This window comes from Nostoc sp. C117 (genome assembly GCF_043099735.1).
Taxonomy (GTDB): domain Bacteria; phylum Cyanobacteriota; class Cyanobacteriia; order Cyanobacteriales; family Nostocaceae; genus Nostoc.
Genome location: NZ_CP170991.1, coordinates 6,984,564 through 7,010,240, shown reverse-complemented (window position 1 = coordinate 7,010,240; position 25,677 = coordinate 6,984,564). Strand labels below are relative to the sequence as shown.

Here is a 25,677-nt window from a genome sequence, read left to right as displayed (position 1 = left end):
TTATATCAATATCTTCACCAAACTACCTATTTTTTCTGACTTTCCTGCTCTTCATCGTGGAGAACAACTACCTAAATTCTTGGGTAGACGGTGGGTTCCAGTGACGTTGGGATTATAGGCAGTAAGAACTATTTCACCTCGATCGTTGAATATCCATCCTTGAGCAGGGACAATCGGGCTGGGGATTTGGGATTTTAAAGAATAAGTGGAGGAGTTTTTCGGCGTTGGTTTTACATTACTGACGCTTGAGACTGGTTCAACTAAACCAACCTGAGTAGCTTCTTGACTCAAGTCTTCGTTGGGACTAGGAGGTAGTCCACCACGTCCGGTAATGATGAATTCACTGCCAAGACCTTGACTACAGGGATTTTGAGCGATTTGGTCATTGGGATCGATAACATTTGTCGGTAATTCAACTAAATTCTGACTGGGATCAATCGTTTGATTGATGTTTACCACTCCCGGATTTCCACCAAACTCGGAACTAGCGGTGATGTCATTGAAAAAATCTCTCTCCCGATCCCGAAATTCAATGCCAAAGATCCCATTAGCTGTGATATCAACACGACCACCGTTACCATAAGTTGCATTAGCGGTGATGTCGCTACCATGAGGTCTTGAGGGTGGTGCAACTAGAAATTGGGTGTTAATCGCAATGTTACCGCCAGTACCAATTGCCCCCGGTTGGCTCTCAATACCTGCATTGGTAGTGATTTTGCTATCACCTTGCATGAGTAATAAATCTGCTATATCTAAGCTGATATTGCCACCTCTTTCTTTGGCAGTTTCGGCTGAAATTGTTCCCCCATCTAAAGTCATAGAGTTTGCTTGCAGAGATATATCGCCCCCAGTTCCAGTTCCTTTGCTATTCACAGAGAGTTGGGCACCATTTTGAATCAGGACATTTTCAGGAGAGCCAACCACGAAGATATTACCACCAGCACTGGTGGAAGTTTTTTCAGTCTGAGCTAAGATTGCGGTTCCCAAGTCAGTCAGGAAAACGCGATTTTGCGCGTTCAGTGTGATATTACCTGCTTTGGAACTAGCTGAAGTGCTAGTACGGATTTGTCCGGCATTGGAGAGTTCAATAGTGTTAGCCGTGACTTCAATGTTACCAGCATTACCATTTCCGTTAGTATTAGCGCTGACAAAAGCGCCATTAGTTACCCGAAAGCTAGGAGTATAGATTTGAATTCCCTCTGAGTCACCTGCTGCTCCAAATCCCACTTCACTCGTTGCAGCAGAAATGCGGGAGCCATTCCTAGATGTTCCATCAAAAACCACACCGTTATTAGCAGTTATTTGGATTGTGCCTGAATTTCCCACTCCCTGAGTAGTGGTAGTTAATTCAGCGCCTTTAGTTACCTCAAGTGTACCTGCGTTAATTGCGATTCCTCCTGAGTTGCCTACAGCGCTATCTGTTACTTGGCTAATTGCAGAACTGCCATTTCCTACCTGAGATTCCCCAGCGAAAACTACCCGTTCGCGACCAGTAATCTGAATTGCTCCAGCATTGCCCCTTCCTAATGTACTAGCATCCAGCAAAGCGCCATTGGTTATGTCAACATTACCTGCATGAATATCGATCCCGCCGGAATTGCCTTCAGCTTTCTCTTGCACCTGGCTCAATGCAGCACTCAAGAATCCAAAATGAGATTCTCCGTCAAAAAGCACGCGATCGCGGGCATTAATACGGATTGTTCCAGAATCACCCTTGCCTAAAGTATTGGCATCCAGCAAAGCGCCATTGGTTATTTCAACATCACCCGCGTGAATATTGATTCCACCTGATTTGCCCTCAGCGCCAGTAAAAACTTGACTAGTTGCAGAACTACGAAAGCCCGAAGGAGATTCCCCATCAAAAATCACTTTATCGGCGGTAGTAACTTGGATCAAACCCGAATTTCCCGCTCCTTGAGTTAGAGCATTCAGTTGAGCGCCATTAGTCACTTCAACGCTTCGCGCATTAATTTCAATCCCACCAGAATTACCGATGGCATTCTCTCCCACTTGGCTAAATAGAGAACTCAGAAATTCTGAATGAGATTGCCCGTCCAAGACAACCCGATCGCGGGCGTTAATTCGGATTGTCCCAGAATCACCCTTACCTAAAGTATTGGCATCCAGCAAAGCGCCATTGGTTATTTCAACATCACCCGCGTGAATATCAATCCCACCTGATTTACCTTCAGCTCCCTCTTCCACCTGGCTAAATGCAGCACTCAAGAATCCAAAACGAGATTCTCCGTCAAAAAGCACGCGATCGCGGGCGTTAATGCGGATTGTCCCAGAATCACCCTTACCTAAAGTATTGGCATCTAGCAAAGCGCCATTGGTTATTTCAACATTACCTGCATGAATATCGATCCCGCCGGAATTGCCTTCAGCTTTCTCTTGCACCTGGCTCAATGCAGCACTCAAGAATCCAAAATGAGATTCTCCGTCAAAAAGCACGCGATCGCGGGCATTAATACGGATTGTTCCAGAATCACCCTTACCTAAAGTATTGGCATCCAGCAAAGCGCCATTGGTTATTTCAACATCACCCGCGTGAATATCGATTCCACCTGATTTGCCCTCAGCGCCATTAAAAACTTGACTAGTTGCAGAACTACGAAATCCCGAAGAAGATTCCCCATCGAAAATCACTTTATCGGCGGCGGTAACTCGGATCAAACCCGAATTTCCCAGTCCCTCAGTAGTAGCACTAAGTTGAGCGCCATTAGTCACCTCAACGCTACCCGCATTAATTTCAATCCCACCAGAATTACCGATGGCGTTCTCTCCCACTTGGCTAAATACAGAACTCAGAAATCCTAAAGTAGATTCTCCGTCAAACAAAACCCGATCGCTAGCGGTAATTTGGATCTTGCCAGCATCTCCACTTGCCAGGGTAGTAGCACTAAGTTGAGCGCCATTAGTCACCTCAACGCTACCCGCATTAATTTTAATTCCTCCGGAATTGCCTACAGCGTTTTCTTCCACTTGGCTAAATACAGAACTACGAAATCCTAAAGTAGATTCCCCGTCAAACAAAACCCGATCCCTAGCAGTAATTCGGATTGTGCCAGCATTTCCTTGTCCTATACTATTGGCTTCCAGATAACCGCCATCAGTAACTTCAACGGAATTGGCGTTAATCTCGATTCCACCAGAATCGCCTTCAGCGTTCTTACCCACTTGACTAAATGCAGAACTGCGGAATCCCAAAGGAGCGCCGCTAAAGACTACCTTATCAGTAGCATTAATTTGGATTGTGCCGGCATTTCCCTTTCCAGTGGTACTGGTATTTAGTTGACCACCATTTTTTACTTCTACGTTATTGGCGTTAATCTCGATTCTACCTGCGTTACCAGTCGCTCCAACTTCGACTTGATTCAATGCACCACTAATAAAGCCGTTTGATACTCCATCAAAAACTACTTTTCCGGTGGCATTAATTTCAATATTTCCCGCCTGAGTCCCAAGTGAACCTAACCCCGGCGCGATGCCAGCTAGCAGCCTACTTCCTCCCAAAACGCTGATGTTGCGACCGTTGCTGACGATGCTCCCTCCACCACCGCCGGCAACGTTAACGATTGATTGATTAGACAAAGAGATATCAGCTTGTTCGATAGTATTGGGAAACCTCAAAGAAGTCAGCTTTTGTACCCCTTGAGACTCCTGAATATTTAAACCAACTGTTCCCGCACTAGCTAATCCTCCTAACTCAATCCGTCCCCCAGATACCTGCAAGCTGCCACCATCAAGTATGACATTTCCGCCTATCAGTCCCAAGGTGTTTCCCGGTTGCAATGCCAGAACCGCAGATGATTGATTGACAATGCTCGCCGGATTCTGCCTCAATTGCAATGCTAGAGGAATATTTACCGTTAAAAGTGGTGCTTGCGGATTCGTCGCGCTAAACTCAAACCCGCGATCAAAGACTATACTATCTGCTGTAGAAGCTACAAACGACCCTCCTACATCTAAACGCGCATTGGGACCAAAAACAATTCCATGAGGATTAATCAGAAAAAAGTTGGCATTACCCAAAACTCCCAAAGTCCCCAGAATATTTGAGGCATTAACCCCTGTTACCCGCGTCAAAATATTGTTAATTCCCCCCGGATTCGTAAAGTAGGTTCTTGCTCCTTGATTAACATTAAATTCCGTAAAACTGTGGAATAGGTTGCTTCCTTGAATTGCTCCCCCATTAATCCGGTCGATCGGATTGCCATTCAAATTGTCTGGGAGTACAACTGAACCTCGATCGCCCAGAGTTCCATCAGGTGTGATTTGTGCTTTTGCTGTCCGAGGAGTGATACAAGACAACGAAGCCAACACAACGTTCACCCCGATAGGCAGAAGTAAAGTAGAAGATAGAAGCGATCGCTTAGGATGTTGCATAATTGTTGACTTTTAGACCTTTGCTAATCAAGAAATTTTTGACAAAAAATTTTAGAAAGGATTCGCCACTATTGAGAAATAAATACCCTCTTCCTGCAAAGTTCTGCCTCCGTCTCGAATATCTGTCAATGGAATACCATAATCAAAACGAGCATTGAGGCGATCGCTCATTTGCCACTGTAAACCCAATCCCAACCCTAGCAAGGTATGAGGATTTGGCTGTGGATTGTCGGAACTATTCCAACCCCAACCAAAATCAATAAACGGTACTACTTGCAAAACTCCTCCTATTTTTTGTATCCGCAGTACTGGTAATTGCACTTCTGCCGATCCAAAAAAGCCATTATCTGTTAAGAGAACATCCTGTCGATAACCCCGAACGCTACGCAGACCCCCCAGCCCAATTTGCTCCAGAGGTACAAGGGCACGGTTTGAAAATTGCAGGTCAGAACGTAACACCAGTAAAGTCTGCGGTGCTAAAAGTCGCACATATTGTCCTTGTCCGCGCCAAGAAAAAAACCGACTATCAGGAGGATTGTTGTTAATGGTGGCATTAAAGATATCTAAACCCAGGTTAAACTGAGAACGTAAGGAAAAGGCTTCTTGAGTATTTCGCTGCTGATATTCTTGGAAGAACTGCAAAACCGAGATGCGAGTTTCTCCCCGATCGTTTGCACCTGCTGACAGGGGAAAACCAACACCTAGCAGTTGAGATTTGCTTGTTTGTCGTAACGCAGATAAACCCACAGCAAATTCTCTATTGGGAGATAAGATTAAAGGCTGGCGAAAGCCTAACTCGAAGTAATCTGAATTACCAATAATATCTATGCGGTCAAAGGGTGGTTTGACAATTTCGGTATTCGTGAATCCAGCTCTCAAGGTAACTGTACCATTATGAGGATTAACAGGTATGTTGTAGCGCAAGTCAAAGGCGTTACTACCATCAGTATTGATATATTCCAGATTCAAGGCATCCCCAAAACCGAATAAATTTCCTTGGTTTATGCGGACACCACGTCGTAAACTACCAACACTAGGCGCACGACTATTATCTATAAATAATTCTGTATTAAAAGAGTCAGCTTCTATGACTTTGACTGTCAGTAAACTTAATTCAGGACGCGATCCCGCAGACAATTCGGCTGATATATTTTGAATCAGGGGATCGAGTTGTAATAGTTGCAATGCTTCTAATAAGCGCTTTTGATTTAGGGGTCTAGCGGTAGCAAGGGCTAATCTACTACGTACATAGTTCGAGTTCAACCGTCGTGTACCCGTCACTGCAATTTCTTCTAGTCCTCCTTCAATAATTTGGATTTTGACGACAGATCCCTTTTGAGACAAGGTTTGGCCAGCTGGGATCGCAGCAGCGCAATTGATATACCCCGCATCGGTGTAAAGTTTAGTTATCGCAGCCTCAACTTGTAATAACTCTACAAAGGTTAGCGATCGCTTGGTAAATGGGGCTGTCACTTGTGTTAATTTTTCATCGCTAAATGCTGTGTTTCCATCAAACTCAAATTTATTAACGACGATCGTTTGAGGAAGAACAAAGCTTTCTTGAGATGAAGGAAATGTTTGAGTAGGCAGATCGATGGGAGGTTTTGCTTGTGGCTCTAGGATGGGGATTGGCGGTTCCGAATCGATAATTTGAGACAAAATTCGGATAACAGACTGTCCCTTTTTCTTAACATTAAAACTCAAGCGCGAATTGTCAGTATTTTGGGATTTATCACTCAAAATCAAAGCAAAAGCCCTACCCTTATGGAAGACAACTAACACCCCTAGTATTGCAGACATTTTCAAAGCTAGTGTGAAAGACCACAATAATGGACGGCATACTTTCGGCATTATTAATCATGTGGAGTTTTTGCATGGAAAAATTAACCAGAATCTGAATTACAATATATGCCCTGTAACTTGGAGACAATATTTATCACAAATTTTGCCAATAAGTTTTTTTCCAGTTCATATTAGTGATGAATTGTCTTTACAGAAGGCATAAAACTAAGATTTGAGGTTCTTCCGCTATTTTTATGGTAAAGAACAAATTTAACTAGCTAAAATCCTTAAAAGCCAAGGTTTTTAGCCATTAATTCTTGCGTAAGTTAGTAAGAATTAAGTTTTGCAAGGACATTAGAACATTAAAAAGCTCTTTGAACAAGAGATGTAAGCATTAATTACATTGTCTTTAATGTTTGTTAACCATAAAAGTAACTGAAGAGCCAGATTTGATAATTTATATTTTAAAATAGTTTAGTAATTAAATTGGTTAAGCTATATTTATAAAAGGGTTAAGAAAACATTGAATTTTGGCAGATAGACTTTTTTCCAGAACCGATTATAGTGAGGTTTATGGAACGAAATAATTATGCTTCTTGCAAAAGTGGATGCTAAACATAGATAGAGAAACAGATGGAAGCGATCGCTGTGACATCAACTTTACTCCTGACATTGTTTTGACAATAGCATTGAAGTCTTCCCATTTATCTTACTCAGTTGTCAAGTGCGTTTTTATCTGTTACTTTATGCTTATCTTCTTTAATTTGTCAAGTTAAAATTATACCAAATTAGATGAGCTTACCCTGTAATTTATTGTAGGATGCAACCTTCAATATGAAGTTATTTTTGCTGACTCAGCATCTATAGTAATCCGGTTTGATTTATGAAAGAAATTAGTTATTGTAGGGTGCGTTAGAATCAAGTTCGTAACGCACCAAACCCTTAATAATGGTGCCCTAATCTCAGCGATAACAGACCCTACGTATCTGTTCAAAAATCAAATAGGAATCCTATTATGAACTCAAAATCAGCCTTTACGTGGGAAAAAGCTAAACAGATTGCCGAGCAAATTGTCTTCAACAATCTTGGCGAGCATCTCAAAGATATTGAAATGGATGTGCTTAAAGGCTCGTGGGAAGGTGTAATCTATGAAAAGATGGCAGAACAGTACAATCTCTCTGTAAACTACCTTAGAGGAGATGTAGGCCCTCATCTGTGGCAAAAGCTTTCAGAGGCTTTAGGAGAAGAGGTAACAAAGAGTAATTTTAAAGGAGCGTTGGAGAGAGCATCTACAAGGCAACTATCTCCAAATATTGATAGTAATATCAAACAGCTAAAATCTTCTTTAGCAGAGTTACCATTTCCAGAGGGTTCAGTTCCTCTAGATTCTCCTTTTTATGTGGAGCGAAATGGACTAGAGTCTGTTTGTTACCAAACAGTTATCAAAACCGCTTCTCTAATTCGTATTAAAGCGCCAAATCTGATGGGAAAAAGTTCGTTGATTATGAGGATTTTACATCATGCTGAATCCCAGAACTATCAAACAGTATATTTGAATTTTAGTAGTGTAGAACGGGCAATTTTAACGAATTTAGATAAGTTGCTACGCTGGTTGTGTTTAATAGTTGGTCGAAAATTAAAGTTAGAAAATCGTTTAAAAGAGTATTGGGATACAGAAATTTTAGGTAGCAATGATAATTGCACAGTCTATTTTGAAGAGTATTTATTGGCAGAAATAGATTCTCCTTTGGTTTTAGGATTCGATGAAGTAGATCGGATTTTTCCCTATAACCAAGTGGTTGATGATTTTTTAGGAATGCTGCGAAGCTGGCATGAAAAGGGAAAAATTTCTGAGCAATGGAAACGATTAAGGCTAGTGATAGCACATTCTACCGAAGTTTATATCCCCTTAGACATGAATCAATCTCCCTTTAATGCAGGGCTACCAGTGACGTTATTGGAATTTGACCAGCAGCAGGTGATAAATTTGGCTCACCTTCATCAATTGAATTGGAACGATATCGAGGTAGAAGAATTAATGAAAATAGTAGGAGGACATCCTTATCTAATCCGGTTAGCAATGTATGAAGTATATACTGGAAAGACAACATTAAAACAGCTATTACAAGATGCTTCTACAGAAGCAGGAATTTACAGCAACCATCTGCGGCGGTACTTAGAGACGCTACATTCTGAAGAAGCTCAAGGTTTAAAAGTAGCCTTAAAAAAGGTAGTTAGCTCACCTGAGCCAGTTGAATTAGATTCAATGCAGATTTATAAGTTGCACAGTATGGGATTAGTGCAGCGACAGGACAATCAGGTAATACCTAGATGCAATTTGTATCGGGAGTATTTCTATCGAGTTTTGTAATAGTTATAATTTCACTCATTAATGAAATAAAATCACCTCGTGCAAGTTGAAAAAGCTGTTGATTCACACACGGGATTTGAAGCCGTAGTTGCTTGATCTTCAGTCAAATGCCTTACCATTCGCTAGTATGTAAAGCTTATCCAGTTAGGGCACGAAGTGAAAATTTTAAGTTTTAGAAAGTTGATTTAAAATAAATCGAATTTCTTTCTTGCTACATTGCTGTTTCCTAACAGCGTAAATCATTCGACCTGTATATGCCACAGAACGATGAATTATACCTTTGACAGCATCCCTCACATAATGAATGGGTGGCGATGGCAAATCTTCAAAGGTAATTAAATACCAAATCTCGTTTAGCTTCTGGTATTGATGATAATTATCAATGATGACAATATCAGTTTGTTCCTGCTTTTGTTTCTCCTTTCGGGGTATTTTCTCGGCTGCACAAAGAATTCCGGTTTCAGGATGAATATAGAAGCGATCGCGATGATTTGTATCTAGCTGACTTCGATACCCTCGATAAGGCTTGCTATAGAAACCACCATCAATTATTTCTACATACCGTTCAACGTAGTCCCACACATGATCGATAACATGGCGTCCTGCCATTGTACTGGGATCTAGTCGTTGACACAGTTGGCTGTAAACGTCATTCCAAGGCTGTCCGACTTGCGATCGCAAAAACCGACGCAGAGGACCGAGATGGTCTGAAAGATACTTAGATTTATTTATTGGTTTAATCAAGTAGGGATTCAACAATCCATCCTGAATTGCATCTTCGGTGATTTTGTATAATTGCTTCTTAAAGCCAGTCACCTTTTTGAGGCTAATTCTCCTCCCACCACGAGGACGCTCAATCACAATCTCGCTCAAACGATGTTCGCTCATATCTCACGTTGTTTAAATGCAGTTGTACTAATTGAGTTGTTATTAAACATGAGTTGGTTAACATCATTGAACTCACCTCTGTATTGAGTAAAGGTTATAGATAAATACAATTCAAATAATTGAAATTCCGCACAAGTTAGCAAAGCAGACTTAGAAATCATACTTCGCTTATTTGATTGCTCGAACTATCTTACTTTAGGACCGTTATGGATGTATGTATGCTTATTTTGTTAGGGCACGGATGACTAGGAAATTTAACCATGACCCAAGCTTCTACACAACTTAAACCACAGTCAAGTCTAGTGGAGCCGTCGGGAATTGAACCCGAATCCTGCAACCGTCCGTTTGTTGGTTTCGGAGCAGTCGAACACCAATCGCGGCCCCAAAAGTGGCATCTATGCAATTGTCAAGGTTGCAAGGGGTTTTTTAATTTTGCTTTTGTTGTCCTCTTTATTCTCATACTACATTTGTAGCATGCTTTCTACATAATGTCAAGGGGATACTACAAATTTCGGTTTGGGTAATAGAAGATTAGCGATGGCGCAAGCACCCGCCATAGGCGATCGCATTAATCAAGTGTATTCAGGCAGATTGCTGGAGTCGTTGAGGAATTGGGAAAGTTGAACCTGTTGATTTGATTGAATTTGAATAATTTGCTCCACTGAGCGTATTAAGTAGTTTGTCCTCTACCTTATGTTTTAAGCTGATGCGCGTCTAATACCAATTTTTTATGAAGCTGCAGCTGCATATAATTCGATCCCCCCTAGCCCCCCTTAAGAAGGGGGGAACCAGAAAAACATCTATTAAAGTCCCCCTTTTTAAGGGGGATTTAGGGGGATCAAGATATGTGCAACTTCACGTTAAATTGGTATAAAGTATATAAACACTCTTGATGGTCGTTGACAGTTAACAGTCATCAGTCATCAGGTAAATGTAGAATTAAATGCGTAACAGCTTATCTACAGTTTGAATTGTCAACATTTGAGGGGGCGTAGCATCAGGTGGGTAGAGAAAATCCACTTCTACCAGTCGCCGCTGACCAGGAGATATTTTTAATTGAGCAAGTGGTTTTCCCATCTGTCCCCGTTGTTGAACTAAATGCCAGTATTGAGTTTTGGGTAAGCCACGATCGTCATTGTAGCGAATGCGAACTGTGCCTCGGAAAAAGACCGATGGTTCGGGTGGTGAAAAAAAGCGAAGCCCTGGTTTACTTAACTCATCTTCTTTGATAGGCGTTTGGAAAAGTACATTTATAGTTTGCGGCTGATCGGTATTGTTGAATAATGGTAGAGAGATATTGTATTCAATGCCGTAGTTGCCGTGGGCTTCGTAAGCAGTACCAGGATAACGCGCTACGAGTTTAGCAGTTTGGTTTTGTCCAGTACCCATTTTGCCAGCTAAAAGGGTACTTAAACCGTAGGAAAAAGCTTGCCCTGATTTGGGAATTGTCAGGTATGAACTATTAGAGTCAGTAACTTGTGCTTGCCAACGAGAGCCAATAGCTACTCCCGCTACCCGTCCGTAAATTTCTTTTGCTCCTGCAAGCTTATCTGGAGGACTGGGAGCATCTTCACGCGGCCCAGCAAAATCACCATTTTCTAACAAGTTCTCCCATTCTTCTAAAGTAGGCGCTCGTTCGCTACCATCGGGATTGGGTTTGGCAAACATTGCTAGGTTTGCCAGATAAACTGGACGATCGCTATACAAATGCAACAAAGTAGAACGTCCATTCAATGGCGGTGTTAAAGGACGCACTGGAATGGGATGATTCATCAACATCCGGCTTTGTTTGGCTGGAATTACCAACTGGGCTGGCCATCCTGACTGTCGTTTGACTCGTAGCAGATCGTTCATCACGCGATCGCCTGGGCCAGCATAAATGTTTCCTGAATTATTGTCTTGCATAGGAGGAAGCTTGATAAAAGGTGCATCAGGTTGACTAACATAACTAGCTGCTTGCAAGATGTTGACAGTTGCAGGGCGATCGCTGGGATTGTAAACAATCACTCCCAAATAAAGAGTTCGCAAATCATTTGGCGTCTCAATTGCTCTAGCAATATGGTGAGAAAATAAATCAAACCGTCCTTGAAATGGAAAGTTCAGGTGTGCGGTGGGCACTCTTTTGCCTTGAGGAGGAAATGTAGATAGTAGAATTCCTTCACTCTGAACTACTTCTGGGTTATTACTGTTAAATACTGGTACTTCATCAAGATGTCCTGTTAAAGGTCTTGTTGGTTGGGGAATGAAGATTTCCTGTGGTGTAGGTGCAGGAGAAGGCGATGCTTGAGCCAAAAACAAATAGGAAATAAAACTAAGCATTTATTCAAAAAGCAATTTATCGCTGAAGTTAAGAATACAGCATACTTAACCTCTCCCCAAGCGTAACAAGTTAGAGGAGGCTGTTTGTAAAATAAAGTTGCAAGTAACATCCACCAAAGTGACTACTCTTACCCCTCAAGGGGATGGAAACAGTAAGACTAGGCTGGTTTGGTATTGCCACTTTAAATAGTTTTAAATCTCTTACTCCTTACGGCGATCGGTGTGACAAGCATTGCAGCGATGAACACTAGCATTTAATTTGCTTAACACTATGGTAAAAAATCCTGAAACTATTAAGATCGGAAGCATCTGCCTATTTCATACCTACTAATCTTTGCCAGCCATGCCTCTGTCACGTATAGTAACCCTAATTGTTGGTCTAATCGTCATTTTGGGGCTAGCTTTATGGCTAATTGATTCCCTATCGCGGCTTTACTGGCAATTGTCATATTCGCCGTTACTGGGCAATTTGCTGCTATTACTGCTGATTGTACTTATAGGAGCATTGGTTGCGGCTTTTGTCTATTATGTACTGGTGATTCAGGCTGGGGAAAAGCGATCGCGTCGCAACCCGAAGCGAGTGACTCCAGCGCAAATTCCAGCGGCGAAATCTGATGCTGCTTCCACAACTTTACAAGCTGTGCGCCAACAGGTATCCCAAATTCAAGATGAAGTCGCACGCCAAGCTTTATTAAGTCGATCGCGGGAGATTGAAGCAAATTTAGCACGGGGTGAAATTCAAGTAGTAGTATTTGGGACAGGGAGTGCTGGCAAAACTTCCCTGGTAAATGCCATCATGGGACGTATGGTTGGTCAAGTGGATGCACCGATGGGTACAACCCAAGTTGGAGAAACTTATTGTCTCCGATTGAAGGGATTAGAACGCAAGATTTTAATTACAGATACGCCGGGGATTTTAGAAGCGGGTGTGGCGGGGACAGAACGAGAACAAATGGCGCGAGAACTAGCAACAGAAGCTGATTTACTGTTGTTTGTGGTGGATAATGATTTACGACGCTCCGAATATGAGCCATTAAGGGGATTAGCTGAAATTGGTAAGCGATCGCTCTTGGTTCTCAACAAAACTGATTTATATACTGATGAAGATAAAGAATCCATCCTCGCCAGATTGCGTCAACGAGTGCGGGGATTTATTGCTACTAATGATGTAGTAGCGATCGCTGCTAATCCTCAATCTGCCAAACTCGAAACTGGCGAAACCTTCCAGCCAGAACCAGATATTGTTCCCTTGCTGCGGCGCACGGCTGCGGTTTTACGCGCCGAAGGTGAAGATTTGGTGGCGGATAATATTCTTTTACAATCTCTGCGATTGGGAGATGAGGCGCGAAAACTCATCGATGGCCAGCGTCGCCGCCAAGCTGACAAAATCGTGGAACGCTTTCAGTGGATTGGTGCTGGTGTAGTCTCAGTGACGCCGATACCAGTTGTCGATTTATTGGCTACAGCCGCCGTCAATGCTCAAATGGTTGTAGAAATTGGTCGAGTCTACGGCTGTGAATTGAATATGGAACGGGGACGAGAATTAGCTCTTTCTTTAGCAAAAACCATTGCTAGTTTAGGCATTGTCAAAGGTGCAATTGAATTATTATCCACAGCTTTACAACTCAATGTTGCCACCTTTGTGATTGGTAGAGCGATTCAAGGTGTGACAGCAGCTTATTTAACGCGAATTGCTGGTAAAAGCTTTATTGAATATTTTCGTCACGATCAAGATTGGGGTGATGGCGGAATGACAGAAGTTGTCCAGCGACAGTTTCAAATTAATCGTAGAGATGAATTTATTAAAGCTTTTATTCAAGAAGCGATCGCCCGAGTTGTGAAGCCGTTAACAGAGAAAAGTGAAGCGATCGAGGAACAAGAGAGTAGAGAATAATCTCACTAACCATAAACTTTTTTTACAAATTAGGAACGTGGATTAAATAAAATGCAAAACTTCATCATGTCTCTAGCTTCCCTCTCCTTATAAAGGAGAGGGATTGAGGGTGAGGTAAGCCAGGGACATAAATTGTATGTTATTTCATTCTTATTCCTTAGTGTAAAAAATGCTCTGGCAAAAAAGCAAGAGCATTGAAATTTTTCTAGGAAAAAATACTTTATTGGATAGGCATCAAATTAAATGGTTCTTCAGCACTTGTTATGCTAAATTGTTAGCCAAAAAGCTTAATAAATAAAAATAATCGTATCAGCTATTGAGAAAAAACTTTGACCTAATTGACTTATAAAGCATATTTGTTGTTAGCTGTAATTACAAGAGAAATATTTTTTTGTGTATTTACAGTCATGAATAGGAAACAAAATATTAAAATCCTAACAGCGCTTCTTGATTTAAAAGATGTGAAAGTTATATCTCATCGGATTCATGAGGGGATAGGAATGATTTTACAAACTGAATCAACAAAATCATACAGTAATTGTCCTCGCTGTGGTACAAAAAGCCATAGATTACATCAAAATCATCGATACGTTGTTAAAGACTTACCTTTTGGAGAAAAGCCAGTATTTTTAGAAATAAATAGGAGACAATTCAAATGTGAAAAATGTGAAAAACCGTTTAGTGAAAAGCTAGATTTTGTAAGTAAGAAAAGAACTTATACAAAACGGCTAGCAGACAAGATAATACAAGATGTTGTAGAAAATGATATCCATAGTGTAGCAAATAAAGGGATAGTGACAACAGAAGAAATAGAAAGAATGTTAAAAGATGCCTCAGAAAAATTATCTGATAACAAACCTGATTTTATAAAAAGGCTTGGAATTGATGAAATAGCTCTAGTTAAAGGCAAGGGTAATTACTGTGCAGTATTAATAGATTTAGATACATCTAAATTAATAACTTTGTTAAGTGGGCGCACACAAGAGGTAGTAAAGAAAACCCTTATAGAGTGGGGAACTGAGGTTTTAGCACGAATTGAGGAAGTGAGTATAGATTTGTGGGTAGGTTACAAAAATGTAGTAACAGAATTAATGCCCAATGCTCAAGTAGTAGCAGATAGATTTCATGTGATGACACAAATCAATAAAGAACTAGATACACAAAGAAAACAAGAGAAGCGGAATCTAGAAGAATTAGTTAAAAAAGCGCAATCATTATCAAAAAAATCTAAGTACGAAAAAGTATTGTCGGGACTAAAAAATAGTAAATACGTTTTATTGAAAAATGAGTCAGACTTAAATGAAGAGCAGATAAACAAACTTTATGAAGTGAAAAATTTATCTCCTATTCTCAAAGAAATGCATGAATTAAAAGAAAAAATTAGAAAGATTTTCAATAAGACAGATAACTGGTATCCGGGAGTTTTTAAACTCGGGATGTGGTTAGCAAAAGCTAAAAAATATTTTCCCAAGAGTAACAATACTATTATCCGTTGGTTTGATGAGATTATTGCTTACTTTGATAATGGGACAACTAGTGGTGTTGTGGAAGGCATTAATAACAAACTTAAGCTAATTAAACGTTCCGGCTATGGATTTAGAAACTTTGATAATTTCCGAGTTAGATGCTTGTTAAATTGGCATTTAACCTATTAGTTAAGCATATTATGTACTGAAGAACCAATTAAATTAGCCTATACAGCTTGAAACGCTTTTATTTTGCGCTTTAGCCACAAACTCGTAATACCAACAAGGACTGCTCCGCTAAAAGTGCCAGGTTCTGGAACAGTGGCTAGATCGGTATCAAGCACAAGTTTAGCGGAGGAATAACCACTACCTCCAAACAGATATTGCTTTCCAATTCCAAGATCGCCCAGAAGCGCACCTCCAATTGAGAAAAATTTCCCACTTCTGGCGTTAATATCTGCAATAGCATCTGAGTTGAGAACAAAACTTAGGATTTCGTTTTGATCGCCAAAAGTGCTGACGTTAAAAGTACCGTAATTTTTACCACTTCCCAAATCATTATAAATATTGATATCGGGATTGTTAGCTTTTTGAGCAAGTACATCAGCAGATGTTGAAACATCAAAAAAACCTAAAGTCTTTGTTGGATTTCCTAAACCATTAAATCGCTGAACTTGCAAAGTGGCTGTGGAGACTCCAGCTAGAGTACCAAGATCGAATGTAAAAAAGTTATGATAAGCGATCGCGTTGATATTATTTCCAGTTATATAGTTGTCGTTATAGTTCAAGTTACTAATGTCCTTACTCCACCAACCTTGATTTGAACTACTCAAACTAATAGTTGCTGCTTGCGCTACGTTCAGTGTTCCTAATCCGAATCCAACAATAGCAGCTGTAATTGCTAATTTGTAACAGTTTTTCATGAGATATCCCTCTAACTTTGAACCTGTTTAAGTGAAATTGACAAAATTTTTTCCTATACAATCACTGCTTTTCAAAGTACGCGGTTGCTCGATCGCAAGAGTAACTAAGCGTAGTGAACAATTCAGTATTCAACTAGCGTTCTATTTCTACTGGAAATTGGCTTTTAATTTGAATGATGCTGTCATCAACATCATGATACATGCAATAATTTGAATGTATACTAAGTACAAATACACAAATTTTATATAAAATTTACACAAACTTCATCTTGCATTCTTTTTTGAAAGTGGCTTTAAAATACTTCTAATTCCTATTTAAAATCAAATGCTCAGTCAGCACTAGCGATCGCGAAAACTTCCCGTTCTGCGTTTAAATACGTTTTTACTATGATATATTAATTACCAGCAATCAAATCTCAGGGCAACAAAGTTATTTGAAGATTTGATAAAGTCCACATTAAAGGCGATATCTACCACCACTCGCCTACGGGATACTGATTTTAAACTCACTTTTTATTTTGAAATTGTCAAATACTTGAAGTAATAATGAAAACCAAAGGACAAGTAAAAAAACCAACAGCCAGTCTTTCTTTAGATTTAGATAATATTTGGTCTTATCTGAAAAATCAAGGCGCTCCTGGTTGGGAGACTTTCCCCTCTTACCTGGATATCGCAGTACCCCGTTTCCTAGAGATTCTCCAGCAATGGAATTTGACAATTACAGTATTCGTTGTCGGTCAGGATGCAGCCTTAGAAAAGAATCATCAGGCTATACAGGCGATCGCCAACGCTGGTCACGAAATTGGTAATCATTCATTCTACCACGACCCTTGGCTACATCTGTATTCCGAAAATCAGATTGAAGAAGAGGTGGCTATGGCCGAAGAACAGATCAAGCGCGTTACCTATCAACATCCTGTAGGCTTCCGGGGACCTGGATACAGTTTATCACCTGCGGTATTGAAAGTCTTAGCACGACGAGGATACGAGTATGATGCTTCGACTTTCCCCACATTTTTGGGGCCGATGGCACGAGCTTATTATTTAATGACATGTAAGCTAAGTAAGGAAGAACGTAAAAAACGCGAAGCTTTGTTTGGCAGTTTCAAAGACGGTTTACAGCCTCTAAAACCTTACCAGTGGCATATGGGTAAGGATAAACTGACTGAGATTCCTGTTACCACCATGCCAATTTTCAAGGTGCCAATTCACTTCAGTTACATCATGTATATAAGTACATTTTCTAGCGAACTGGCGTTACTTTACTTACGAATTGCCCTGTGGCTGTGTAAACTTACACGTACCCAGCCTTCTTTGCTATTGCATCCCACAGACTTTTTAAGTCAAGAAGATGTCCCGGAATTATCATTTTTTCCTGGAATGAGCGTCCCCACTTATAAAAAGCTAGCAGTGGTGAATAAAAGTTTAGAAATTATATGTAATCAGTTCAATGTTTTGACTGTGGGACAACACGCCAAATTAGTAGCTGGTGTTCGTAAACTACCTATTTTAATACCTCAAAAGAGATAAAAATATAATCTATTACCAATGACAAGAAGCAAACAAATTAGCGACAATTTCCACTAGTTCTTCTGGAGAGATTGGTTTAGATACATGAGTCTGAAAGCCAGCTTCCAAAGCGCGAATACGATTCTCACTATCGCCATAAGCAGTTAAGGCAATAGCTAAGACTTGTCCACCCATCTCTGGTTTGAGCGCACGTATTTTCCTGATTAAGGTGTAGCCATCTTCTCCAGGCATACCTATATCAGAAATTAAGACATCAGGTTGCAATTGGGGTAATACTTCCAGTGCTGGGGCTGCTGATGGAACTGCTACAATGGTGGCTCCATCTGCTTCCAATACTGTAGTAATAAAAAAGCGTATATCATCATCATCCTCAACTACGAGAATATTTAAGCCAGTAAGAGCCAGAGAAGGTTGCATAACAAATGACAACGACTGAAGTCGGCGGCGCAGAAATTGGAATTATATTCTTTATCTCCATCAATGAATTGAGGGGGTTGTAGTATTAATTACAAATTAAGTAGCTTGCTTTTCGCGGGAGGCGAATATTACAAATTAGTAATTATTCAATCACGGATAATTTATAGTTCTTCGTAATACCAATTTAACGTGAAGTTGCACATATCTTGATCCCCCTAAATCCCCCTTAAAAAGGGGGACTTTAATAGATGTTTTTCTGGTTCCCCCCTCTTATTAAGGGGGGCTAGGGGGGATCGAATTATATGCAGCTTCATAAAAAATTGGTATAACCTGTTTGTCGATCAAAAGTTCTATTAAAGGTAAACTCCTTACTTACACCAATGACTATTTCAGCAGTTGTGTAGATAATGCATTCATAATCGAGATGTCCACCGATAGTTTTGCCTTCTCGATCGGAAACAGCAATATGCAAATGTACACCCATAGTTGATATTGTACCATTGAGAGCGATGATTTCAAATTTTTCAGTTAATACTGTACTCATCGCTTGATTAGCAAAGCGAATTTTTGCTTCTTCTAAGCTACCAATGGCACTTAATATAAATCCTGCTTATCTTCTTGTTTGACAAAACTCTTTAAGCTTTGTTTTAAATTGTCGCAGGGTTTTAATCCGATCGCAAAAACTTTCATTAGTCAATAATTTTTAATTAGTTGTTTAAGTAATGTTTAGTAACTAAACAACAAAATTCTCAGGAATTTTACTGAGCCATCAACCTAACTAATGTTACTAATATATACATAAATATTATCAGGATGCTGAATATGTCAGATTTACTGGTTCAGTGCAAAAATTTGAAAGAGCAAGTTGAATCTATATTACAACTTTTACAGCAAGAACCAACGCTACGTTCTCAAGATATTACATCTGTTCAAACTTCTTTAAATAAGGCAATTTCTCCCAAGTTTGAGATTGTATTTGCAGGTGCATTTAGTGCTGGAAAATCAATGCTAATTAATGCACTTTTAGAGAGAGAATTACTTTATAGTGCAGAGGGACACGCTACAGGTACAGAATGCAAAATTGAGTATGCAGAAATAGATAAAGAACGTGTTGTTTTGACGTTTTTAAGTGAAGCGGAAATTAGGGAACAAGCCATTTATTTATGTCAGCAACTAGGATTTAAGACAGTAGCTAATATTAACCAAGCTGATGTCATGAACTTGCTACGTCAAGATTGTGAAAATATTATTCAGCACGAGGGTGGTGAGAGTAAATCAGAACGGGGAAAACAGGCGAAGGCGTTAATGTTATTGTTGGAGGGATATATAGCAAACCGCGATCGCATCAACACGGTTAATAATGCTACATATTCAATGGAGCAATTTCACTTTTCTAATCTCAAGGAAGCTGCTGGATATGCTCGTCGTGGTAGCAATAGTGCAGTATTGAAGCGGATAGAATATTACTGCAACCATCCCCTGTTACAAGGTGGTAATGTGATTATTGATACGCCGGGTATCGATGCGCCAGTGGAGAAGGATGCACAGCTCACTTATGCCAAAATTCAACATCCCGATACTTCAGCGGTAGTATGCGTGCTAAAACCTGCTTCGGCGGGGGATATGACAAAAGAAGAAACAGAACTTTTGGAACTAATGCGAGACAATGGCGGAGTACGCGATCGCATTTTCTATATCTTCAATCGGATCGATGAGACTTGGTATAATACTCAGCTACGGCAACGATTAGATGATTTAATTAATGGGCAGTTTCGCAATACCAGCAAAGTTTATAAGACGAGTGGATTATTAGGATTTTACGGCAGTCAGATTAAACAGACAAGTGGACAGAATCGATTTGGTTTAGATTCTTTTTTTGCTGAAAGTATTAAAGGTTTAGATGGTAAAGAAGAAACGCCACAATTTATTAATGAGTTTAATCGTTACTGTGCTAACTCAGGTAAATTGTCAGCTAGCAAATTCCGCATTTCTGTCAACAGCTTTGAAACACCAAATCAAAATTATGTCCGAATTCTGGGAGATTGCGGAAATGAATTGATAGAACAGCTAATTGAAGATAGTGGAATTGAGGAATTTCGCACAGCTATTACTCGCTATCTGACTGAAGAAAAACGTCCGCAATTATTTAAAAATCTTGCTGATGACTTGCAAGATATTTGTATAAAGCTGAAAAAACATTATCAGAGTTTACAACGTAATTTAGATAGCCAGCCACAAGAAATTCAAAGTATGAAGGCGCAAGAATTACAACGCCTGAATCAGCAACTCCAGCAAATTGGTAGAGAGTTTAGTCAGCATATCACAGAAGAAGTTAATTTAATAATTAATAACTCCTGCGACGCCTTTGAAGCTGATTTTAAGCAATTGCAATCACGAATGATTCGTCGTCTAGATGAGTTACTAGATACTTTTTCGGTAGCTTATGCTTATCGACGCGCCACAATCAGCCATCCTCGAAATTCTACGGCGCCTTTAATTGCTATTTTAGTAGAGGCATTTTATTACTTAGCAAATCAATTAGAAGATATTTTAGTTCAATCCTCTCAGCAACTAGTTGCAAACTTTTTCCAGCGGTTGCTCGAACAAATTCGCAAATCAGAATATTATCGTCAATTGTATCGTTTATTAGATAATGATGGTGGTATTGAACAAGAGATTAGAAATTTGGAAAAACTAGCGACTCAAGCACTAGTGAGTGCAGCTAGCGTAGAGTGCGATCGCTTTGTGCGAGAAAGTCCCAGATTTTACGACGAAGGTACTTTTTCCATATATCAATTTCGCCAGACTTTATTACAAACTTCCCAAGGTTATGATGCTGAAAGCATTGTGGAAGCAGAACCAGCAATTAGGCAGTTATTGAAACTAGATTTTGAGCCAAAAGTTTCTCAAACGATTCGTCAATCTTTCCGTCAAACTATCAACCAAATCCTCAAAACTCAGTTGTTAGCGATGGCAGATAGACAAGCAGATGAAATTTTGCAACAATATCCACAGGCGCGAGCGTATTTAGAGAAAACACTCGAACAAGAAGCGGAAGCAAAAATTGCGACTAATCGCCGATTAGTGAATGTTCTTGAAGAAAACATTGAAGCATATAATTCAGCAGCTTCTAGTATCAATAATTGTTTACAAGCGATGCAATTATATGACCATTTTTTGCCTGTAATTGGTGATGTAGAATTTATGTACATTACCCCTGATGTATTAGATACTGATGTGAGATTTGCCACTAATGGGTTTGTGATTTCAGATGGTTTAGTGGATGGTATATCAGAGGTTTAGTCTTCATACAGATTTTTTTTGCATCAAGTATCTGATTTTAATTTCTGCATTTTCTACCTCAGCTACTTGCAAAATCCTGTATCACATAAACACAGATGATTTTTGTAGTTTGTAGTTAGTGACTTTAGTGTTCACTAACTACAGTTTTACGTAAAGTCGAAAATTTTCAAAAATAGAGGTTGATATGGAAGATGGATTCAAGGCAATCGAGTGTAATAATGGTGATGTTTTGGACTTTGGAGATAACACATATAAAGTTGCTAAATTTAAACAAGCAATTAATACCTCATTTAACTCCACGTTAGAAGATACATTAAATGAAGAATTAAGTACGCAAGGAGTAAGTATAAAACAGCCTCCTAATGTGAATTGGTTTCAGAAGGGTATAAATTGTGAAATTTTAACACTTGGTTCTGAAAGCTGGAAAAAGGGAAAAGTGAAATTGAAAATAAGTGTTGAATTTTATGCTGAAGAGGAAGATATGAAAATAACTAATAGTAACAATTCACAAATCACCAAAACAGAATCCCCTCTTGACGATCTTCGCCGTATGATTCAAGAGGAAAATTAGTCAACAAAAACTGACATATAGCAATGCTATTTAATTTTTGAAACTCGAAAGGTCTAGATTCCTGACTTATTTAAAAAGTCGGGAATCTTTTTGTTGATGAATGATTTACGCTTGCTATAACTACGTCTGTACAAAACTGGGTATTAGGAAAATAGTCCCTAGTCTCCAATCCCTAACTCAATAATTATGCCTATCAAGCGTCGGGAATTTCTCACAACCTTTGGACTCGCTACCTTAGCCACCCAAATACCTGCACTTACCGCCCAAGGTAAGCCATCCTCAAACACCATTCTGAAGCCGCTACGGCTGCAAATGGGTGATACCGTCGGATTAATCGCCCCTGCGGGTATCGTTGACGCCAAAGATATCGAAGCCGCCAAAAAATCATTTTTACAATTGGGGTTAAAAGTCAAACAAGGAAAGCATATTTTAGACCGTTACGGCTATTTGGCAGGTAGAGATGCCGATCGCGCTGATGATGTAAACTCAATGTTTAGCGATCGCTCCATCAAAGCAATAATCCCCATGCGCGGCGGTTGGGGCTGTAATCGCATTTTACCTTTACTGAACTACTCGCTGATCCGCTCCCATCCCAAAATTCTCATCGGTTACAGTGATATTACTACTTTATTGTTGGCAATTAATGCGCGTAGTCGGCTGATTACTTTTCACGGGCCAGTAGCTACGTCTACCTGGAATGAGTTTACAGTAGATTACTTCAAGCGTATCCTATTTAATGGCGAAGCAGTGACTATGCAAAATTCCAACGGTGGGGAAGTCCGAGTTGGGATAATAGCACCAGGAAAAGCCAGAGGGAAACTGATAGGTGGAAACTTATCAGTATTAACAGCAATGGTAGGTTCACCTTACCTACCTTCTTGGAACAAAAGTATTTTATTTGTGGAAGAAATTGGCGAAGATGTTTACCGTGTCGATAGAATGTTGACGCAGTTAAAAACTGCTGGAATACTTCACCAAATTGCTGGTTTTATCTTTGGGCAATGCACTAATTGTAGTCTTGGCGATGAACCATCATTTACCTTAATCCAAGTATTGCAAGACCATATACTTCCTTTAGGTATTCCTGCTTGGTACGGTTCAATGATTGGTCATATTAAGGATAAATTTACTTTGCCAATTGGTGTAGAAGTAGAAATAGATGCCAATATGGGGACAATACAAATGTTAGAAGCGGCTGTTAGTGTGGAAAAATAGGAGCGATCGCTTGATTATATGCTCTACTACTCACAACCTATGACGCCAACAATTCAAGCAAAGAATATCGACTTACGCTACTTAATCGATAGGTTGGGGATTGAGTTAGTTTTAGATGACTCATTCTTTGGCGAATGGCAAGAAGATTTGCCAGAAATTAATAATTTAGATAGACAACTTTTAGACAAGGTAAAAACAGGTTATATCAATCTTCTTAATTACCCACCTTTACTAGAAAATGTTGTCAGAATGGCAATTCTAGACCCCTTACTTTTTATTGGGGATTTTTATCTGGCTCCTTTTTATGTAAAATCAGAAGAATCTATTGATATTGCTGTGCCAGATGAAGATGTAATCCTTGGCGCAGCCTCTCGCAGAGGAGTGTCCATAATCCCAATCCCTTTTGCAAATAGAAGTATTATAAATTTCTAAAATCAATCATTGTCTGGCGATAAGCATCTGGCAATCCTGTATCAAAACGCTTACCTTTAACAACATATCCTGTCATTCCTTCTTCCTGACACAATCTATCAAGACAGGATGTTAACTGAAATTCACCTCGTTCTCGAAAGTTTTGATTGATGTGTTCTGCAAGAAAGTCAAAAATTTTCGGTGTCAGTAAATACAAGCCAAATATACATAAAAACTCATTTTCTGCCATTCCTTCTACACGCAGATTTTGTTGTGCATACTCAATGGTTGGTTTTTCATAGAGTTGTGTAACTTCTAAAATTGAGTTCAAATCTTGCCAAACGCCTGTGACACACCCAGATTGATGGATAATTTCTGCTGGTATTGTAGTTAAGCTAACAACACTTTGATTGACTTTTTCGTAAACATCTAAAAGTTGACTAGCACAAGATTTTTCAATCTTAGATGTATAAATATGGTCGCCCAGCATTAATAGAAATGGCTCATTTTGTACCCAATCCTTCGCACAAAATACCGCATGACCATAGCCTAATTGCTCCTCTTGCAATAAGATGGTAATTCTGCTACCTAAATTTTCAATATATTGACTATATTCTTGATTTTGTGGGGAAAGTTTTTCTAATAATTCTCTTTTGGTTGGATTTTTGAAAAGATTTTCAAATATTTCTCGATCGTCTGGCTGTACTACTATTCCGACTTCTGTAATTCCACCACTGATTGCTTCTTCAATAATTGCTAAAATCACAGGTTTTGCCCTACCATCTCCATCGATGATTGGGAAAAGCTCTTTTTTCACAACTTTCGTCGCTGGAAACAAACGAGTACCGAAACCGGCTACTGGAATCACAGCTTTTTTAACTTGATTTTTCTGCATCAAGAGTTCGTCACCCCAACTTACTAAACAACTCTGCCAACACCACATTAGAAAACAAAAACCCTTGGGGATCGCTCAAACGCAACCTTCCTTCTGCAACTTCCACCCAACCTTTATCAAAGTGCGATCGCAAATACCTACAAATCTTCTCTACTTTCTCTTCCCCAAGCGTCGCCAAACTTACACCCTCAGCCAAACGCAATCCCAACATTAACGTTTCTAACAATACTTCGTTTGGGGGAGTCACATCACAATCAATTACACCGCCAGCTTGCACCCACTGGTAATACTCCTTAGTCTTACGGGGACGAGTGAAGCGTTTCCCCTCTAGATAACTCGCTGCACCCATGCCAAAACCATAATAGGGGCGGTTTTGCCAATAAACTCGATTATGCTGACATTGATGGCCAGGCTGAGCATAATTGGAAATTTCATAATGCTCATAACCTGCACTAGTCAAAACTTGCTGCCCCATCTGGTACATTTTGACTGTGGCTTCATCCGTAGGCATTGGACTGTCACCAGGTTTGTAGTAACGACCAAAAGCCGTACCTGGTTCGATGGTAAGATCGTAGATAGAGATGTGAGTGGGTAAAATTGCCACGGCTTTTTCTAAAGAATCTTGCCATCGATCCAAAGACTGATGCGGTAACCCCGAAATCAGGTCTAAACTAAATTCGGGAATCTCGACTTGATGGATTAATTCCACCGCTGCAAAAATATCTTCAACCGAGTGCGATCGCCCCGCAACTTGCAATAATTCTTCATCAAAGGCTTGTACGCCGAGACTGACGCGGTTCACGCCGACACTGCCATAACCTGCTATATGTTCTAAATCAAAGGTACCTGGGTCCATTTCCAGAGAAATTTCTGCCCCAGGCGCAATCCCAAAACGCTTCTCTAGCTCTGCTAGTATACGTTGTAACTGCTCTATCGAGAGCAGCGAAGGAGTACCACCACCGAAGAAAATTGTCTTTAGGGGTTGACCAAGCGTTGGTGTCATGGCAATTTCTTGACATAGCACCTCAACATATTGGGAGATAGTACCAGATGTTTCGCCGCGCAAGCGATCGCCTACAACAGACACAGGAAAATCACAATAAAAGCATCGCCTTCTACAAAAGGGAATATGTACATAAGCAGAGCTTACAATCCCAGAAACATCAAAATTTAGAGCCATTTTGAGAAAGAATTAAATTAACCCAACTGCAAATTAGAAATAATGAAAATGAGTAGTTTATTTACAAGTTTTTATCATTTTACAACGAAACAATGAAAAATATGAAGATAAAAGCCTTTAGTT

General features: G+C 39.9%; 17 protein-coding genes. 8 read left to right on the top strand and 9 right to left on the bottom strand.

Annotated features, from left to right (window positions below; genetic code table 11):
• Positions 1-51 precede the first annotated feature (51 nt).
• Together ACFG4S_RS29990 and ACFG4S_RS29985 are read right to left on the bottom strand one after the other, a co-directional pair.
• A complete protein-coding gene (locus ACFG4S_RS29990) occupies positions 52-4,389 on the bottom strand; it encodes a filamentous hemagglutinin N-terminal domain-containing protein (protein ID WP_392532531.1) in 4,338 nt (1,445 codons plus the stop codon).
• 51 nt (positions 4,390-4,440) lie between these two features.
• The gene (locus tag ACFG4S_RS29985) at positions 4,441-6,189 is read right to left on the bottom strand and encodes a ShlB/FhaC/HecB family hemolysin secretion/activation protein (RefSeq protein ID WP_392532530.1); all 1,749 of its coding nucleotides are present in this window, start codon (positions 6,187-6,189) and stop codon (positions 4,441-4,443) included.
• A gap of 997 nt (positions 6,190-7,186) precedes the next feature.
• Here ACFG4S_RS29985 and ACFG4S_RS29980 point away from each other — a divergent pair.
• Complete coding sequence (locus ACFG4S_RS29980; protein WP_392532529.1) at positions 7,187-8,542, top strand: AAA-like domain-containing protein; 1,356 nt, start codon at positions 7,187-7,189, stop codon at positions 8,540-8,542.
• Positions 8,543-8,707: 165 nt separating this feature from the next.
• On the opposite strand, the gene ACFG4S_RS29975 is transcribed toward ACFG4S_RS29980, so the two are convergent.
• Together ACFG4S_RS29975 and ACFG4S_RS29970 are read right to left on the bottom strand one after the other, a co-directional pair.
• Complete coding sequence (locus tag ACFG4S_RS29975) at positions 8,708-9,430, bottom strand: hypothetical protein (protein WP_392532528.1); 723 nt, start codon at positions 9,428-9,430, stop codon at positions 8,708-8,710.
• 939 nt (positions 9,431-10,369) lie between these two features.
• Positions 10,370-11,749, bottom strand: a complete 1,380-nt coding sequence (locus ACFG4S_RS29970) for a DUF3370 domain-containing protein (protein WP_392532527.1) — start codon at positions 11,747-11,749, stop codon at positions 10,370-10,372.
• Between the two features lie 343 nt (positions 11,750-12,092).
• Here ACFG4S_RS29970 and ACFG4S_RS29965 point away from each other — a divergent pair, with 343 nt between their 5' ends.
• Together ACFG4S_RS29965 and ACFG4S_RS29960 are read left to right on the top strand one after the other, a co-directional pair.
• Positions 12,093-13,643: a YcjF family protein gene (locus tag ACFG4S_RS29965; protein ID WP_392532526.1), complete on the top strand. Its 1,551-nt coding sequence runs from the start codon at positions 12,093-12,095 to the stop codon at positions 13,641-13,643.
• Positions 13,644-14,050: 407 nt separating this feature from the next.
• The gene (locus ACFG4S_RS29960; RefSeq protein ID WP_392531164.1) at positions 14,051-15,298 is read left to right on the top strand and encodes an ISL3 family transposase; all 1,248 of its coding nucleotides are present in this window, start codon (positions 14,051-14,053) and stop codon (positions 15,296-15,298) included.
• 38 nt (positions 15,299-15,336) lie between these two features.
• Here the strand turns inward: ACFG4S_RS29960 and ACFG4S_RS29955 are convergent, their stop codons facing one another.
• Positions 15,337-16,032, bottom strand: coding sequence for a hypothetical protein (locus ACFG4S_RS29955; protein ID WP_392532525.1), 696 nt, complete (start codon positions 16,030-16,032; stop codon positions 15,337-15,339).
• A gap of 546 nt (positions 16,033-16,578) precedes the next feature.
• Between ACFG4S_RS29955 and ACFG4S_RS29950 the strand changes: the two genes are divergently transcribed.
• Entirely contained in the window at positions 16,579-17,562 is a 984-nt protein-coding gene (locus ACFG4S_RS29950) for a polysaccharide deacetylase family protein (RefSeq protein WP_392532524.1), read from the top strand.
• Between the two features lie 12 nt (positions 17,563-17,574).
• Here ACFG4S_RS29950 and ACFG4S_RS29945 read toward each other — a convergent pair whose 3' ends face one another.
• A complete protein-coding gene (locus ACFG4S_RS29945) occupies positions 17,575-17,979 on the bottom strand; it encodes a response regulator (protein WP_392532523.1) in 405 nt (134 codons plus the stop codon).
• 310 nt (positions 17,980-18,289) lie between these two features.
• Entirely contained in the window at positions 18,290-18,544 is a 255-nt protein-coding gene (locus ACFG4S_RS29940; protein WP_392536111.1) for a PCC domain-containing protein, read from the bottom strand.
• A 257-nt stretch (positions 18,545-18,801) separates the two neighbouring features.
• Between ACFG4S_RS29940 and ACFG4S_RS29935 the strand changes: the two genes are divergently transcribed.
• The 4 genes from ACFG4S_RS29935 (at position 18,802) to ACFG4S_RS29920 (ending at position 23,500) form a co-directional block, all read left to right on the top strand.
• Complete coding sequence (locus tag ACFG4S_RS29935) at positions 18,802-21,282, top strand: dynamin family protein (protein WP_392532522.1); 2,481 nt, start codon at positions 18,802-18,804, stop codon at positions 21,280-21,282.
• A gap of 184 nt (positions 21,283-21,466) precedes the next feature.
• Positions 21,467-21,853 carry a KGK domain-containing protein gene (locus tag ACFG4S_RS29930; protein ID WP_392532521.1) on the top strand — a complete coding sequence of 129 codons (387 nt, stop codon included), beginning with the start codon at positions 21,467-21,469 and terminating at the stop codon, positions 21,851-21,853.
• Positions 21,854-22,039: 186 nt separating this feature from the next.
• A complete protein-coding gene (locus tag ACFG4S_RS29925) occupies positions 22,040-23,068 on the top strand; it encodes an LD-carboxypeptidase (protein ID WP_392532520.1) in 1,029 nt (342 codons plus the stop codon).
• A 39-nt stretch (positions 23,069-23,107) separates the two neighbouring features.
• Positions 23,108-23,500, top strand: coding sequence for a hypothetical protein (locus ACFG4S_RS29920; protein WP_392532519.1), 393 nt, complete (start codon positions 23,108-23,110; stop codon positions 23,498-23,500).
• On the opposite strand, the gene ACFG4S_RS29915 is transcribed toward ACFG4S_RS29920, so the two are convergent.
• Together ACFG4S_RS29915 and hemW are read right to left on the bottom strand one after the other, a co-directional pair.
• Positions 23,487-24,374 (bottom strand): sugar phosphate nucleotidyltransferase, encoded by an 888-nt coding sequence (locus ACFG4S_RS29915; RefSeq protein ID WP_392532518.1) that lies wholly within the window; start codon positions 24,372-24,374, stop codon positions 23,487-23,489. The two genes, ACFG4S_RS29920 and ACFG4S_RS29915, sit on opposite strands and share 14 nt — an antisense overlap.
• Positions 24,375-24,384: 10 nt before the next feature.
• Positions 24,385-25,554, bottom strand: coding sequence for a radical SAM family heme chaperone HemW (gene hemW / locus ACFG4S_RS29910; RefSeq protein ID WP_392532517.1), 1,170 nt, complete (start codon positions 25,552-25,554; stop codon positions 24,385-24,387).
• Positions 25,555-25,677 lie beyond the last annotated feature (123 nt).